This is a genomic window from Paracoccus aerius (assembly GCF_014656455.1).
GTDB classification, from domain to species: Bacteria; Pseudomonadota; Alphaproteobacteria; order Rhodobacterales; family Rhodobacteraceae; genus Paracoccus; species Paracoccus aerius.
In genome coordinates this window covers 1-15,812 of record NZ_BNCL01000020.1, presented here as the reverse complement: position 1 = coordinate 15,812, position 15,812 = coordinate 1, and the positions used below count along the sequence as shown (strand labels likewise).

General features: G+C 63.9%; 11 protein-coding genes. 6 read left to right on the top strand and 5 right to left on the bottom strand.

Annotated elements, in window-relative coordinates; translation table 11 throughout:
* Positions 1-49: 49 nt before the first annotated feature.
* Entirely contained in the window at positions 50-1,141 is a 1,092-nt protein-coding gene (locus tag IE224_RS17210) for an aldo/keto reductase (RefSeq protein WP_191312198.1), read from the top strand.
* A gap of 495 nt (positions 1,142-1,636) precedes the next feature.
* On the opposite strand, the gene IE224_RS21125 is transcribed toward IE224_RS17210, so the two are convergent.
* Entirely contained in the window at positions 1,637-1,960 is a 324-nt protein-coding gene (locus tag IE224_RS21125; RefSeq protein ID WP_202380131.1) for a type 1 glutamine amidotransferase family protein, read from the bottom strand.
* Positions 1,961-2,199: 239 nt separating this feature from the next.
* Between IE224_RS21125 and IE224_RS17200 the strand changes: the two genes are divergently transcribed.
* Positions 2,200-3,066 carry an alpha/beta fold hydrolase gene (locus IE224_RS17200; RefSeq protein WP_191312196.1) on the top strand — a complete coding sequence of 289 codons (867 nt, stop codon included), beginning with the start codon at positions 2,200-2,202 and terminating at the stop codon, positions 3,064-3,066.
* Positions 3,053-3,919, top strand: coding sequence for an alpha/beta hydrolase (locus tag IE224_RS17195; RefSeq protein ID WP_191312194.1), 867 nt, complete (start codon positions 3,053-3,055; stop codon positions 3,917-3,919). Before IE224_RS17200 ends, IE224_RS17195 begins: the two co-directional genes overlap by 14 nt.
* A 104-nt stretch (positions 3,920-4,023) precedes the next feature.
* Here the strand turns inward: IE224_RS17195 and IE224_RS17190 are convergent, their stop codons facing one another.
* A complete protein-coding gene (locus tag IE224_RS17190) occupies positions 4,024-4,614 on the bottom strand; it encodes an exopolysaccharide biosynthesis protein (protein ID WP_167624139.1) in 591 nt (196 codons plus the stop codon).
* 349 nt (positions 4,615-4,963) lie between these two features.
* On the opposite strand from IE224_RS17190, the gene IE224_RS17185 reads away from it, so the two are divergent.
* The gene (locus IE224_RS17185) at positions 4,964-5,140 is read left to right on the top strand and encodes a hypothetical protein (protein ID WP_191312192.1); all 177 of its coding nucleotides are present in this window, start codon (positions 4,964-4,966) and stop codon (positions 5,138-5,140) included.
* A gap of 321 nt (positions 5,141-5,461) precedes the next feature.
* On the opposite strand, the gene IE224_RS17180 is transcribed toward IE224_RS17185, so the two are convergent.
* Positions 5,462-7,234: a bifunctional helix-turn-helix transcriptional regulator/alpha/beta hydrolase gene (locus IE224_RS17180; protein WP_191312190.1), complete on the bottom strand. Its 1,773-nt coding sequence runs from the start codon at positions 7,232-7,234 to the stop codon at positions 5,462-5,464.
* Positions 7,235-7,514: 280 nt separating this feature from the next.
* Here IE224_RS17180 and IE224_RS17175 point away from each other — a divergent pair, with 280 nt between their 5' ends.
* Positions 7,515-8,357, top strand: a complete 843-nt coding sequence (locus IE224_RS17175; RefSeq protein WP_191312188.1) for a PhzF family phenazine biosynthesis protein — start codon at positions 7,515-7,517, stop codon at positions 8,355-8,357.
* Between the two features lie 66 nt (positions 8,358-8,423).
* Here the strand turns inward: IE224_RS17175 and IE224_RS17170 are convergent, their stop codons facing one another.
* Together IE224_RS17170 and IE224_RS17165 are read right to left on the bottom strand one after the other, a co-directional pair.
* The gene (locus IE224_RS17170; protein ID WP_235986243.1) at positions 8,424-10,256 is read right to left on the bottom strand and encodes a heavy metal translocating P-type ATPase; all 1,833 of its coding nucleotides are present in this window, start codon (positions 10,254-10,256) and stop codon (positions 8,424-8,426) included.
* A gap of 201 nt (positions 10,257-10,457) precedes the next feature.
* Positions 10,458-11,810 (bottom strand): calcium-binding protein, encoded by a 1,353-nt coding sequence (locus IE224_RS17165; protein WP_191312184.1) that lies wholly within the window; start codon positions 11,808-11,810, stop codon positions 10,458-10,460.
* Positions 11,811-12,506: 696 nt separating this feature from the next.
* On the opposite strand from IE224_RS17165, the gene IE224_RS17160 reads away from it, so the two are divergent.
* Entirely contained in the window at positions 12,507-15,494 is a 2,988-nt protein-coding gene (locus IE224_RS17160; RefSeq protein WP_191312182.1) for a hypothetical protein, read from the top strand.
* Positions 15,495-15,812: the final 318 nt, after the last annotated feature.

Genomic DNA, 15,812 nt, shown 5'->3' with positions numbered 1-15,812 from the left:
GCCTTTCAGGGCGTAAGGTCACGGCATCATCGTATCGAGGAACTGATCCATGCAGATGACCACCTATCGGACCTTCGGAAATTCGGGGCTGATCGTCAGCCCGCTGACGCTTGGCACGATGACCTTCGGGGCCGGCCGGTGGGGCAGCGACATGGCGGCGGCGCGGGCGATCTTCGACGCCTATGTCACCGCAGGCGGAAACGTGGTCGACACGGCCGACGTTTATAGCGGTGGCGAGAGCGAGCGGATGCTGGGGCAGTTCCTGAAGGACAGCGCCCTGCGCGACCGGATGGTCGTGTCCACGAAATCCGGCTTTTCCCGCGCGCAGGGCCACCCCCTGCATGGTGGAAATGGCGCGATCAATATCCGCCTTGGGATCGAGGGGTCGCTGCGCCGCCTTGGGACGGACCGGATCGACCTCTACTGGATGCATGTCTGGGATCGCACCACCCCGCCCGAAGAAGTGCTGCGGACCCTTTCGGCGGCGGTGGCGCGGGGCGACATCCTTTATTACGGCTTCTCGAACACGCCGGCCTGGTATGTTGCAAAAGTCGCCACGCTGGCCGCGGCGCAGGGCCTGCCGGGGCCAATCGGGCTGCAGAACGCCTGGTCGCTGATCGATCGCGGGGTCGAGCTGGACCTGGCACCCATGGCCCGGCACTTCGGCCTCGGGATCATGCCTTGGAGCCCGCTGGCCGGCGGATTGCTGACCGGCAAGTATGGCCGCGAAATGCTGGCCGAGGCAGATCGCGCCGCAGCAATGCCGGATCGCGCCATGGATGTCGAAGCCGGCAAAAGCGACCGGCTGAACGGCGACAACCCCTATGGCGGCATGCTGTTCACCGAACGGAACTTCACGATCGTGGACGTTCTGCGCGACGTGGCATCCGAGCTGGGCGTCCCGATGGCGCAAGCGGCACTGGCTTGGGCGCTGGCACGGCAGGAAGTAAGCACGCTGCTGATCGGCGCCAGCCGACCCGAACAGCTGTCCGCGAATATCGCTGCCCTGCAGGTGACGCTGTCCCTCGAACAGCTTGCCCGGCTGGATGAGGTCAGCGCCCTGCCATCCCTGAACCCCTATTTCATCTTTCAACTGCCGCGAGAGGTGCTTTTCGGCGGGCAGTCGGTGACGCCCTGGTGATCCGCGCACAGGTTTGAGGCCGTCCCGATCCAGTGAGGCAGCAGGAAGAAGAGGTTGATCAGGCATCCTCCACCACCTCGGGGCGTGCTGGCGCAGCAGGATCGCGGAAAGACTGGAAGCTTTGCAGTGACAAGCTTACTTCGATGCCCGTTTGCATCGGCGACCAGCGTTCCACCACCCGTGCCCAAGACAATGCGGAAATGTCATTCCTGTGGTCGGCCAAGGTGCTGGCATCGCGGCGCGCAGCGCACGGCGGTTTGCCAGTGGCTCGTCCAGCAGCGCCGGAAGAACTGCCTGGTGGCGTGCAAGCGCAGCCAGCAGGCGCTTCCTGCCAGACAGATGCTCGTGCGATCTGCGAAGGCCGGAGGTCTTGCCAGGCCTTTTCCTGTCGGGAAGTAGAGGGGCTGTTTTGCTTGGTGGTCGGCCCCGGGCTGTGCCACGCGATGACGTCAATTTTCAGCAGAACACTATTCTCGCCCGCTCCGCGCANCGAGCCTACGGGCCGCTGAGCCAGCGGAGCGAGCGTTCAAGCGAGGCGGTCGCATCCGGCAGATTGGTCAGGGTTGGCGGCAGGATCAGCGCGGCGGGCCGGGCCGCGGCGTGGGGATGGCTGCTGAAGACGCACTGCATCGCGCCCGCGCCGCGCCCTTCGCAGCTCCAGTGGGTGACATGAAGCGGGGGGCCTTTGCGTTGTCCTGCGCCTGCATCAAAGGTTCCGGCGATGCGGAACAGATCGGTCAGGCCGTGAACCGCCGCCTGCTGGACGCCGGGATAGATGACAATCCCGATCTCGGCAGGCCTTCCGTCATGCGCACGCATTGTCACTTTCAGCCCATCTTATGACACGTCCGATCCTATCAGAAGCGCCTGCCTGCAGCCATCATTGCGGCGGATGCGGCCTTGTCCGGCCCCTGTCCGGCTCTGTTCTGCCAATCCTGCGGGCAGCAGGGGATCCGGAGGAGACGGCGACGCCATGCCGGAACCGGCGTCCCGGCCAGGGGGCATGGTCGCGGCCCATCCAGAACCACAAGGCGGATCAAGCAAACGGAGCATTGTTCATGAGTGTCTTCACGACCGCAGACGGAACCCGGATCTTCTACAAGGACTGGGGGCAGGGGCAGCCGATTGTCTTTTCCCATGGCTGGCCGCTGACCGCCGATGCCTGGGACGGGCAGCTGGATTTCTTCGGCAGGCAGGGCTTCCGGGTCATTGCCCATGACCGCCGCAGCCATGGCCGTTCCGACCAGACCTGGGACGGCAACGACATGGACAGCTATGCCGATGACCTGGCCGCGTTGATCGACATGCTGGACCTGCGCGATGCCGTGCTTGTCGGGCATTCGACCGGCGGCGGCGAAGTCGCGCGCTATGTCGGGCGCCATGGCACCGCGCGGGTCGCAAAGGTCGTGCTGGTGGGAGCCGTGCCGCCCCTGATGCTCAAGACCAAGGAAAATCCCGCCGGCCTGCCGATTGAGGTCTTCGACGCCATCCGCCAAGGCACCTATGACAACCGCGCGCAGTTCTTCCGCGACCTGACGCTGCCCTTCTACGGATACAACCGCGAAGGGGCCGCGATTTCCGAGGGCGTCCGGGACTCGTTCTGGCTGCAGGGCATGATGGGCGGCATCAAGGGCCAGATCGACTGCATCCGCGAGTTCTCGGAGGTTGATTATACCGCAGATCTGAAGCGGATCGACGTGCCGGTGCTGATCGTGCACGGCGACGACGACCAGATCGTGCCGATCGGCGCGTCGGGCCATATGGCTGCCCGGATCGTGCCGGGTGCCATCCTCAAGATCTACAAGGGCGGCGACCACGGCCTGCCAACCACCCACCAGGATGCGTTCAACGCCGACCTGTCGGCCTTCCTGCGGGACGAGCCCGTGGAAGGGGCGCAGCAGCAAAGGAGCCATGAAGATGCATGAGGAGGATTTCACCAGCACGGGCGGCGTCCGCATCCACATGCGGTCCTGGAACCCGGCAGGCGCGCCGCATGGCGTTCTTGTCATCTGCCACGGCGTCAACTCGCATGGCGGGCAACATGCCTGGACGGCCGAGCAGTTCGCGGCGCGCGGTCTTGCCGTCTTTGCGCTTGACCTGCGCGGCCGCGGCAAGTCCGAGGGCGAGCGTTTCTATGTCGAGGACATCGCCGACTATGTCGCCGACCTGCGCGGGCTGATCGCGATCGCCAAGAAGCGGCATCCGGGGCTTCCGGTCTTCCTTCTGGGCCACAGCGCGGGCGGCGTGGTGTCCTGCACCTACGCCCTGGACTACCAGGACGAGATCGACGGGTTGATCTGCGAAAGCTTTGCCTTCCAGGTGCCGGCCCCCGGCTTTGTCCTGACGGCGATCAAGGGTCTAAGCCACGTTGCCCCGAAACTGGGGGTGCTGACCCTGAAGATGAAGGATTTCACCCGCGACCCGCAGATCCTGGCCGTGCTGGAGGCCGATCCGCTGACCAAGGGCGAGAGTCAGCCGGCAGCGACGGTGGCGGCCCTTGTGCGCGCGGACGAGCGGCTCCAGGCGTCTTTCTCGCAGATCACCCTGCCGTTGCTGATCCTGCACGGCACCGCCGACCGTGCGACCGTCTGCCAGGGCAGCGAATATTTCCACGAACATGCCGGCTCGACCGACAAGACGCTCAGGCTCTATGAAGGCCACTACCATGACCTTCTCGCCGATCTGGGACGCGAGGAGGTGCTGTCGGACATCAGCCAGTGGATCGACGCGCGTATGGCCAGGCAAGCGAGCAGCGCGGAACCCTCTGCGGCCGAGTAGGAGGCAGGCAGGACCATCGCACCTGCAGGGCGGGTTAGCTGGCGCCGGGGGCATCTGAGCGGGCATCCGCAGGGCCCCGACATGATCCGCCTGCTGGACGGTGCCTAGCCGCTGAAGCCGAACTGCCAGACGGCCACGGGCACCGCCAGCAGCAGGATCAGCGACAGCGCGACCAATCCGCCGTCGCGGGTTAGAAGACCCGCCGCGAAAAGGGCGATGACGGCCGAGGCGATGGAGCCCGAGGTCGGGATCACCTCCATGAAGGGCATGAACAGCGTCAGCCCCAGGATCAGCACCTGGGGCAGATACAGCCAGGGGCGGTGCAGCAGCCATGTCAGGCGCTCTTTCAGGAAGCGTTCGACGAAACCCACGGGCTTGCGCAGCCAGCCGATCCCCTTGCACAGCTTGTCGGTGGGCAATTCGCGGCGAAGGATGAATTGCGGCAGCCAGACGCAGTTCCGCCCGGCGATCATCTGCAGCATCAGGATGAAGACGATCACCGCAACCGCGGCCGTTAGCCCCGGGATGGCGCTTGCCGGCGAGGTCGAGACAAGCGTGAAGATCAGGATAAGCGAGGCGAAGGACTTCTGGCCCAGCTTCCTGACGACCTCTTGCACGGTGATGCTGTCACCATGGGCGGCGGATTCCAGTTGATCCAGCACCGCGCTGAGCTTGTGGGATTGGTCCTCGGCCATGTGTCACCTTTGGGCTGATCGGATCGCCGGGCTGCGGAAAAATCGCAACCGGCTGTCTTGGAACAGATGTCCGCCACGGCTTGTTCCGACAAAAGGCGGCACGGCATGGCTGCCGATCTTGATGGGCGGCAGGAACAAAGCGCTGCCGAACGGGTTCCGGGACAAGGCCCGGGCGACAGCCGGTTCGGGCAAGTTGTGACCCTGAGGATACCATGCACCATCTTTTCCCGAACGTGCAGGGCGGCGTCGAGGTCTGGCGCCGCTGCGCCGGAAGATGCCGCAGGATGGCCGCCCGAGTGTCGTAGCACAGGGCCTGCGGCTGACGAACCCTTAGTGTGAAGGACATATCATGGACAGTGCATCACCCCCCGTCGATCTGCCCGAGGATCTTCGCCGCGGGCTCGACATCGCGGCAGGCGAGGCGGGCAAGACGCCTTCGGCCATCATCGTCGAGGCGCTGGAGCAGTTCGGCATCAAGCGGCTGAGCGAGGATCAGTTCCAGAAACGCCTGACCGGATCGCAGTGAATGCGCTTGATGGCATCCGTATGGCGCTGCGATCCACCAAGTCGCCTCATCCAAGTCTCGCCCGTGCCTGATGTCGGCCGTGCACGAAATGACGCTCGGACGGGGGCAGCAGCATGCGCAGGAAAGGAAAAAGGGCGCCACAAGGGCGCCCAATCGCGGAACCTCGACCGTGGGAACGGTCTGGCGCCAAGCGACCACAAGGTGTGAACAAAAACCGGCACTTCCCAGGATTGTGCCATACTGATGACTTAAGGTTAACCTTGTGACGATCCGCCTATAGGCCGGATCATGGCCGGTCATACGCCACATGGCGTATGGGTCTCACTTTTTCCGGCGGGCCATCGCGATGATCCTGTCTATGACAAGTCCGCTGCGCTGATAAAGGATCAGTTCAGCCGCGTCGGGCACAGGTTCGACCGTGATCTTCGGGTTCAGCTTGTGAAGCCTGTGGCAGGCAGCAAGGTCAATTCCCGGATCGTCGAGCGGAGCCAGATAAAGCAAGGGGACCGCCAGATCCCGCAGCGCCCCGTCGATCGGATGGTGGGTCAGCTGCAATTCGCGAACAAAGGTGACATGGCCCTGCTTGAGCGCGTGTTCGCAGGCGTTGCGGATCAGCGCGGTCCAGTCGGGGTTGCGCAGCGTGACCTGGTTGATCGGGTTGGTGCGAAAGGCGCGCTCCAGATACCAGTCGAGGCCGTGCTGCCGCATCATCCGGTGCCCCGACTTCGCCATCAGTTCGGCGACCCAGGGTGCGCTTCCGGCCAGTTGCAGCATGACCCTCTGGATCTTCGGAAGCCGTTGGAGGCCGGGAATGTCGAAGCCCCCCGCATATCCGACGGCGATGAGGCCGTGGAAACGGTTGGGATGCGCGGCAGCTTCGGCCACAAGCGGCAGGACCCCGTCCGCCTGTCCCACCCCCAGGCAGGGCCGGCCCACGATCCGGTCCAGAAACTCGCGCAGCGCGACGATGTTGTCCTCCATGACATCAAGCGAGGCGTCCATCGTGCTGTTGCCATAGCCCGGCCGGGACGGCAGATACAGGCAGATCCCGGCCTCCTTCAGCCGGGCCTCGCATTCGGCCGGCAGAAGATAGGTCATCGTCATCCCGCGCGACATGACGACGGGCAGCCCGTGCCGGTCGCCCATCCAGGTCCAGGCGATCTTGCGCCCCCGGGCCGTATGGATGATGCTTTCGCGGCTCAGGGGGTCGTGCCAGACCGGCGCGGCCCCCGTCAGCCCGACCTGTTCGCGGCTTGCCACCATGGCAAGAAGACGCATCAGCTCGATGTTCGAGGGCGCGCCCATCTTGCCCATGATCGTCTTGATCTGGGTCCGGATCGTCAGCAAGGACACGCGGCGCTTTTCGGCAACGGCCTCGAGGTTCCGGAGCTGGAAGAACAACTGGGCCACGTCGCATTCCGCCTGCGTCAGTCCAAAGGCTTGTTGCAGCCTGTCCCCGGCACGCGGCGCCCACGCGATTTCAAGCGAACGGATCGCGATATGGGCACGGTTCTGGCCCGCCGCCCGAAGAAGAAAGGCTTCTGCCAGCAAGGTCTGGCCGTAATCCTCGGCGGCCGGCAGGATCGTGAGAATGGCTTGTGCCCCGTTGGAATGGGCGCCAGAGGCCCGCAACAAGGCCTCGTAGTCGTCGCGCGACCCTGGGGCGATCAGCGCCGGGTCGATCTGCGCGCCCTGCCTGACCCCGAAGGCACGCTCTCCGGCGATGTTGATGCTGGCCACCCGCCCATTGGGCGAAATCACGACGGCGGGGCCGGGAACCTCGGAAACCGCGACCTTCAACGGGTCGCTGGTCGCCGGAGCGCCAAGATTGTCGAGCGTCTCGCGAAAGGTCACCAGCTGGCCGAACAGACGCCGAGACAGCCGGGTCTGCGAGGTTCCGACATCCGAGATCGTGAGCTTTCTTTCCCAGCCCGATATCATGTCGTCGAAGGCCGACTCGTCCAGGACCGAGCGATAGGTGCTGGCAAGCAGGTCCAGATCGGTGCCGTCTTCCGCATCCTCGTCGTTATCAAGCTGCGGCGACAGAAACATGTGCTGATCGGCAAGGGGGGTCTTCGGTTTTCGATCTGGCACAGCGGTTCCTCATGGGATGGGGCAGAAAACCGTAAACATTCCTGCGCGGCCCGATCAACTGAAACGGAACAGGAAGATTCAGATTTCCTGTCCTGGTTGATCGTCGTCGAAGATCACCAGCCGACGCCTCTGCCGATCGGAAGGGAGACGCCTTTGGTTCGCCGGATCAGGCCATTGGGGCAGCATCGAAATCCGGGAATTGACGACGCGCCTTGCAACCGTCACGTTCCGCAAACCTGCCCGCAGGCCGTGCAGGATTGGAACCCCAAGCGAGACCCAGATGCCGGACCTGTCCTTCCAACAAGTCGATGTGTTTTCTTCCAAGCCGTTCAAGGGAAATCCGGTGGCGGTGGTGATCGGCGCGGATGATCTGTCCGAGCGCCAGATGGCCGACTTCGCGAAATGGACCAACCTTAGCGAGACGACCTTTCTTCTGGCGCCGACCACGCCCCAGGCGGACTATCGCCTCCGCATCTTCACGCCTTCAGGCGAGCTTCCCTTTGCCGGTCATCCGACGCTGGGGACCTGCCACGCCTGGCTGACCAGCGGCGGGCGGCCACGCAGCGAGGTGATCGTGCAGGAATGCGGGGTGGGACTTGTGGCGGTGCGCCGCCATGAAGGCCGGCTGGCCTTTGCCGCACCGAAGCTGCTGCGAACCGGCCCTGTCGAGGAAGCCTTGCTGGACCGCATCGCAAGCGGGCTGAAGATCGCCAGAAGCGCCATCCTTGATGCCCAATGGGCCGACAACGGCCCCGGCTGGGTCGCTGTTCAACTCGGCTCGAGGGCCGAGGTTCTCTCGCTTGATCCCGACCATGCCGCGCTTGGCGATCTCAAGCTTGGCGTGGTCGGGGCCTGGGACGAAGCGCAGGACGGGACAGAGGCGCAGTTCGAGGTCCGGGCCTTTGCCATGGGTGTCGGCGTGAAGGAGGATCCGGTCACCGGCAGCCTGAATGCCGGCCTTGCACAGTGGCTGATCGGAAACGGCCGTGCACCCCGATCCTATGTCGCCAGCCAGGGAACGGCGCTTGGCCGGGCCGGTCGGGTTCATGTCGATCAGATCGGGGATGACATCTGGATCGGCGGGGACACCATGACCAACATCAGCGGGACCGTGAGCTTCTAACCCCAACGCGTCACGAGAAGCAGTGTGGGCGCAGCCGGCGCTTCCACTCGGAAGGACACAGCCTGCTTATGCTGAGACTGCTTTCTGGCGGGATTGCGGGTCCGTGCTAGCGCCTGCGGGGCGGATGCGCAGGGCGCGCAGGGCGTTCAGGATCACGGCCACGTCGATCGCTTCCTGGATAAGCGCCCCCTGTACGGGGTTCAGATAGCCGAAGGCGGCGGCGATCATGCCCCCGATCGACAGGCCGATGCCCGCCACGACGCTTTCAAGCGCGATGCGGCGGGACCGCAGGGCGATTTCCATCCCCGGGCCGATTCGGTCCAGGCGGTCGACCAGCAGAACGACGTCGGCGGCCTCGGCACTTGCGGCGGCGCCGCGCGCGCCCATTGCCACGCCCACATCGGCGGCGGCCAGGGCGGGGGCATCATTGACGCCGTCGCCCACCATCATCACAGGCCCGTGCTTGTGTTCGGCCAGGACCAGCAGCACCTTCTGGTCGGGGGTAAGGCCCGCGCGGATGCCGTCGAGGCCCAGCCCCCGGGTCACGCGGCGGGCGACCTCGGCCCGGTCGCCGGTCGCCAGCAGGATCCGCTCGATCCCCTGGCGACGCAGGCCCGCGAGCATCTCGGCCGCGCCCTCGCGAAGGGGGTCCATCATCACCAGATGCCCCGCCATGCGGCCGTCCACCCCAACCGCCACCATGACTGAACCCGCGGCCTGTTCCGGATGATTGCCCGCATAGCCCACCTGCCCGGCCACGAAGCCGTTTCCGCCGACGATCACCTGCCGCCCTTCGACGATCGCGACCACGCCTTCGCCGGGGGTTTCGACCATGTCCTGCGGCACCGGCAGATCCAGCCCCCGCGCCTTGGCCGCAGCGACGATTGCCTGGGCGACGGGATGCCTTGATGCCTGGTCGGCCGCTGCGGCCAGGCGCAGGACTTCGTCCTTGGCCATGCCGGCGCTGTCGATGGACTGGATCCGGGGCCGCCCGTCCGTCAAGGTGCCGGTCTTGTCCAGGATCAGGGTGCGAATGCGGGCCATCGCCTCCAGCGGCCGGGCGCCCTTGACCAGCACGCCGAAATGGGCGGCCCGCGACAGGCCCGCGACCAGTGCCACGGGAACGGCCAGGATCAGCGGGCAGGGGGTCGCCACGACCAGCACGGCCACCGCGCGGATCGGATCGCGGGTGAACCACCAAGCGGCGCCCGCAATCAGCAGCGTGACGGCCAGGAAGCCCAGCGACCAGCGGTCGGCCAGCCGCGCCATGGGCGCGCGGGACCGCTGCGCTTCCTCGACCAGTCGGACGATGCCGGCATAGGTGCTGTCGCGGGCATCATGGGTGGCACGCAGGTCGAAAGCCTCGCCCGCGTTCATCGACCCGCTCATCGCTTCGGCACCTTTGACAAGGCGAACCGGCAGCGACTCTCCGGTCAGGGCAGAGGTATCGAGGAATGCGGTCGCGGATTCGACATATCCGTCCACCGGCACCACGTCGCCTTGCCGGATCAGCAACCGGTCGCCGGGCTGCAGCGCGTTAAGGGGCACGTCTTCAAGTCGGCCGTCGCGATGACGGGTCGCGGTGCGGGGGACGCGGGACAGAAGGTCGCGCATCTCGCGTCGTGCACGGCCTTCAGCGAAACTTTCAAGAAAGGTGCCGCCGGAATACATCACGGCGACCACCGCCGCGGCCAGCGTTTCGCCAAAGAACAAGGCCGCTGACATCGACAGCGCCGCCACGATGTCCAGGCCGACCTCGCCTCGCGCAAGGCTGCGCAGGATCTCGATCAAGAGGGAAGCCAGGACCGGCAGGACGCCGGCTGCCCAGGCCAGCCGCGCCAGATCGGGCCGTACCCCCAGGTGCAGCGCCAGTCCCGCCGCCAGCCCCGCAAGCGCCATGATCAGAAGCAGAGTCTTGAGCCCGTCCGTCTGTCTGTGGTCCACGCCTGTCCCCCGCGGCGTCCGCGAACTTGCATGGCGACCGGCGCCCCGCTGGCCTTGCCCGCAAGCTCCCATGACCATTGCGCAGAAAGAACATCGCGTCGAGGTGGTTATGTCTTAGCCCAGCAGAGACACTAGCGCTTAGAAAACCCCTGCCGATCAGGCGAAGGTAAAGTCGGCCTCAACCAGGCCCGTGACATCCAGAAGCGTCACAGCGTTGACACCCGCAGCCCGAAGACAGGCGGCCCCGATATCGATGACGGTGTCAGTGCCGTTACTGCTGACATAGGCATCGCCATCGCCAAGCGAACCGGACCTGTTCGTGTCAAGCTGGCGCCAGGACAAGCCAGTGCCCAACAGCAGGATGCAGTCACCGTCAATCTGGCGGAAGTCCATCACGGTATCGAGTCCGCCCCTTGGCCCGAAGACGAAGGTATCGGCGCCGCCGGTCAGGCTGTCCACGCCGACGGACGATGGCGTGATGATCCCGTCGCCCCAAAGGGCGTCATCGCCTGCCCCGCCGTGCAACGTATCATTGCCGCCGACCAGTGTCGCACCCGATCCCGAAGCGGAGCCATCGCCGTAAATCCTGTCCTGCCCGTCGCCGCCGAACAGCAGATCGTCCCCGCCGATCAGGCTGGCGGAAAAGCCACCCGCCACGACGGAGCCGTCACCCCACAGGATGTTGTCGCCCGTTCCGCCTCGCAGCGTGTCATGCCCACCGGTCAGAACCCCCGGCCCGATATACACGACGCCCACCTCTCCATCCCCGAACAGGGTGTCGCGGCCGGCCCCGCTCAGCAACAGGTCATTGCCCCCCGACAATGTGGGATAGGCCAGCCCGTCGCCCATCATCAGTTCATCGCCATCGCCTCCATGAAGCGTGTCATGACCGCCTGTCACGGATTGCGCCCGCCCGTCCCCATAAAGCGTATCGTTGCCCGCGCCGCCCTTCAGAAGATCGCGTCCCCCGACAAGAGAGCTTGTCGTGCGCCCGAAGCCGGCGTCCCCATCGCCCCAGAGCATGTCATTTCCGCGCCCGCCGTCCAGGACGTCATTGCCCCCGAACAGATCGCCGCGCGCAAAAGCACCGCCCGCCCGTCCGTCGCCATACATCACATCATTGCCCGACCCGCCTGTCAGGGCGTCGCGCCCGCCCGTCAGGACTGCCGTGCCACCGCTGTCTGCAAGGGCCGCGCCGTCGCCGTACAGGGTGTCATTGCCGGCACCGCCAAGGACGGCGTCGTCCCCACCCTTCAGAAGGGATGTGCCCCCAAGGCCGCTTGTCACGCTGCCATCACCATAGATCAGGTCATCGCCGTCGCCGCCATCCAGAAGATCGGCCGCACCTGTCAGCGAAGCAGGCTCAGAACTGTCCAGAATGACCGGCCCGTCGCCACCGATCGTATCTGCGCCATTCAATCCCATGATCCAGTCGCGGCGAAGCGTGCCGTGCAGCAGATCGGGTCCAGTCGTGCCCGAAATTAATCTCAATCCCGCTGTAAGCTTCATGTGCTTTTCTCCGAGCCGCTGAAGGTTTCAGGATCGTGGTCGATTAGTCAGTTCACGATGAGCTTCAATTCCGCAGTATATCGCAGTTTTGGTTCTTATGACTGATTCTTTGCAAGAACATCCATAATCTTCGCCAGAAAATTGAATGCTCGGCATTGGGGGGATTTGGAGGAAAACATGGTTCATGCAGAAAAGGGTATCTGGTAGTAATATTGGATTCGATGACATGAAGTTTTCGTCGCAGCCAGTATCACCTCGCGGGTGACGTTAAGCCGTTGGAATGAAGGGCGGCAGGCGAACCGTCTTGCATGATGCGTTCTTGCTGATGATTTCATCGAAGACAGCCACAACCTGTCTTGTCGATCCTGCTCATGAGCCAACTGGAACATCTCGCCCAGCTCTTGTTTGCAAGCTCGGACGCCCTGGGTTCTATGAATAAAGTTGATGACAAAACACAACATCTGGAAAGCAGTAGATCGTCATTCTCATTCTGAAATAAGGCGACCGTCCATAATTGAATAAAGCTGATGATTGGATTATGATAATTGAGTCGAAGTTATGAAGACAGATCGATTTGTTTTTTCTCGCTCTGGAAGAGCGAGGCAATATTTTTTACGGCTGCGCCATATGCCCGGTGACGTTTCCCGTTTTGGACAAACCGTTCAGGAATGAACAAGGGCACAGGGAGTTCTTTCAATGACCACGCGTTATGATCCCGCCCTTGGGGCGCATGTTACTGTCAATTCGGACGGAAGGGTTCAAAGCATAAGGCACAGTCAGGCCTATATAGAGACGGGCGAGGCGATCCCCCGCGTTTCTGCCGAAAGCTATCTGCGCCAGTTCGCGGGGCCGTTGCAGATTCCGGCCAGCCAGCTTGCCCATCTTGAACGGAAGGTATCCTTCTTCAACCCGCAGGAAGCGCCGCCCGAGTTTCAGATCCACGACGAGAAACAGTCAATGGACGGAACGACGGTCGACTTCTACCAGACCTTTCATAACACGCCGGTATGGCGGCGCGGGGTGGCGGTCCACATCAAGCAGAACCCGGACCGGGTGATCAAGTCGACCCGCAACATCGAAGAGGAGCTGGAGGGAAAGCTTCCCGACCAGGAGGTGATCGACCATTTCCGTCGCCAATTCGCCGAGCTTCAGGTCAATCGTGCTCAACGCGAGGCGCTTCACAGAAGCGGGCTTCCTTCTGTCGAACCGCAAGGCGAGGATGGGGATCGTGAAGCCGAACTGGTGGGGATGGTGCGTCAGGCCCTCAAGCGTCCACAGGGAAAGGGGCGTGGCGAACGCGACGAAGATTCGATCTTTCGCAGGGGTGCAGTCACCCGCCTTCTGAACGGCCGTTTCTTCATTTACAAATACCGGCCCGAACTTCGCCTTGGCGGTAAGCCACAGCAAGACCCCGTTCTCCGCGAAGATCCGTCCGAAGAACAGGCAGAGCCGCCCTTGCCGCGCCTTCCGCCGGTTGATGAGCGCATTCGGCCGGGGATCGCCTATCTCGTCGCCGAGATCATCTTCGAGATCGATCATGTCGTCTGGCTTGTGCTGCTAGAGGTCGAGACGCGCTCGATCCTCTACATCGAACGCATGACCTGTGGCGTCAACGGTCTGGTGTATCGCCGCGATCCGATCAACAAGACGGGCGATCTGACGGTTACATCGAACCTCAACAACGCGCAGTTGAACCCCCATCGTGACGATGTGTTCCTTAACGATCTGGGGGCGCCGTCAGGCGGAAACCAGGCCCTGACGGGAACCTATGTCACCGTCGCCAATGTAGAAGCCCCGAACATCGCTTCACCGACCCGTCCAGCAGGCTCGGATTTCGACTATGATGTCCGCAGCGACAACTTCTCGGCAGTGAATGCCTATTACCATCAGACGGAACTCTTCCGGACCATCGAGAGCATGGGCTTCCCTCGGTCGACCTACTTCGATGGGACGACCTTCCCGACACGGGTCGATCATCGCGGCCTGGGGGGCACGGGACTGGACATCAATGCGCACTGGTCCCCGAACGGGACCGGCGGGACGGATCACCAATGCTATGGCCTGGGCGACGTGACGGACACGGCAAATCCGCTTGGTCGAGCCGTTGATCCCTACGTCCACTGGCACGAGATGGGCGGCCACGGCACACTGGGGGATCATGTCGGCTCGGGCAATCTGGGATTTGCCCACAGCCATGGCGACGGTCTTGCCGCCATCCAGAACGATCCGGAATCGGCGCTTCGCGCGACGGCCGATCGGTTCCGCTACGCCCCGTTCCGGCCCAGCTTGACGCGTCGCTTCGATCGCGCCGTGGGTGCGGGCTGGGCATGGGGCGGCGTCAATGATGATGGAGGCTACGGGTCCGAGGAGATCCTGGCCACCTCGCACTTCCGCATCTACCGATCGCTGGGGGGTGACTCGGATGATCTTGCCCGGCGCCAGCATGCGGCGCGGATGACGACCTATCTGATCCTGCGCACCACCGGCGAACTCACGCCCGGGACGAACCCGTCAAGCGACGAGCTTTGGTGCGAGGAAATGCAGGCCGCCGATCTTCTGAACTGGACCAGCGAGGGATTGTCGGGCGGGGCCTATAACAAGGTCGTCCGCTGGGCCTTCGAGAAGCAGGGAAGCTTCCAGCCGGCGGGCGCCCCCAGCCCTGTGACGACGGAAGGCCAGCCGCCGGCCGTCGATGTCTATATCGATGATGGCCGCGGCGGCGAATACCCTTACCAGGCTGTCCACTGGCAGAACGGCTCGGTCTGGAACCGCAACGCCTCGGACAACATCTTCGGACACCAGAACGCCATCGACGGCGCCACGAACTATGCTTACGCCCGCGTGCGCAATCGCGGCACCCAGGCCTCGGGCCCGATCACGGTTCGTGCCTTTCATTCGCTTCCGGGCGCGGGACTTGTCTGGCCGAACGATTTCGTCGAGATGAGCCCCGTGGGCGGCGTTACGGTGGCATCCTTGGCAGGACGAAGCCTGGAAGAGGTGACAGCCGGCCCCTTTTCATGGGAGCCGAACATCAACGCCTATGGCCATGACTGCCTGCTGATCATCGCAACGGCAGCAGGCGACCCGAGCAATATCGACAACTTCTCGCCGACCGAGACGATCCAGGAATGGCGGCTCGTCCCCCATGACAACAACATCGCCCAACGCAATGTCAGCGTCGTGCCAGGCGGCGGCGGACCCGAGGCCTTCATTGCCAGTCTGGACGGCGCCTTCTTCATGGCGGGCAACAATCTCAATCGCCGGGCCACGATGGAGCTGAGGCTGAACATGCCCCCTGCCTTGCGGGAACGGGGCTGGGGGATCGCCTTTGACGGCATCGGCGCCGGCAACAAGTTCACGCTGAGGGCTGGCGAGAAGCGCAAGATCGTTCTTCGCGTGAAGCCGGGCACGTCCTTTGGCGCATCGGCCTTTGCCGGCACAGCCAACAGCGGCATCGAGATCGAGCTTTTGGCCGATGGCATCCTGATCGGGGGCATGTCCTACCACATTGACCCTGAGCTGACGCAGGTCTCGGGTGGCAAGAAGCCGAAAGATCACCCATGCCAAGGTCCGGGGCAGGACCTGCTGGATTGCCTCCAGGTCAGCGGCGGCCGGAAGGTCAAGAAGGTCTGCGTCCGCAAGGTGTCGCTTGATATCGAGCTTGACGGCGATTGCGACTGCTGAGTGTCTGTGGCCTGCTGCGCGTTTCATGGGCAGCAGGCCAGCATCCAGTTCTTGACGTTCAAGCCATGCGCAGGCGGCAAGCCCCGACCACAGAGAATACCCACACCGCAGGGATAACTCCGCCCACGGCGACTGCTGATCTTGCGCCAGCGGGTGCAAATAACGACCGGGTGCCGATCATCACGGGACGCCCCAGCAGGACGGCTGACCAAACTTCAGCCACTGCGCCCGCTTCTTAGTCGGCTCTGAACAACCTTATCCGCCAGCCAATGCTTCGCGTTGATGGGGCGTTTCGGGCCAGATCATCGGCCCGATCAG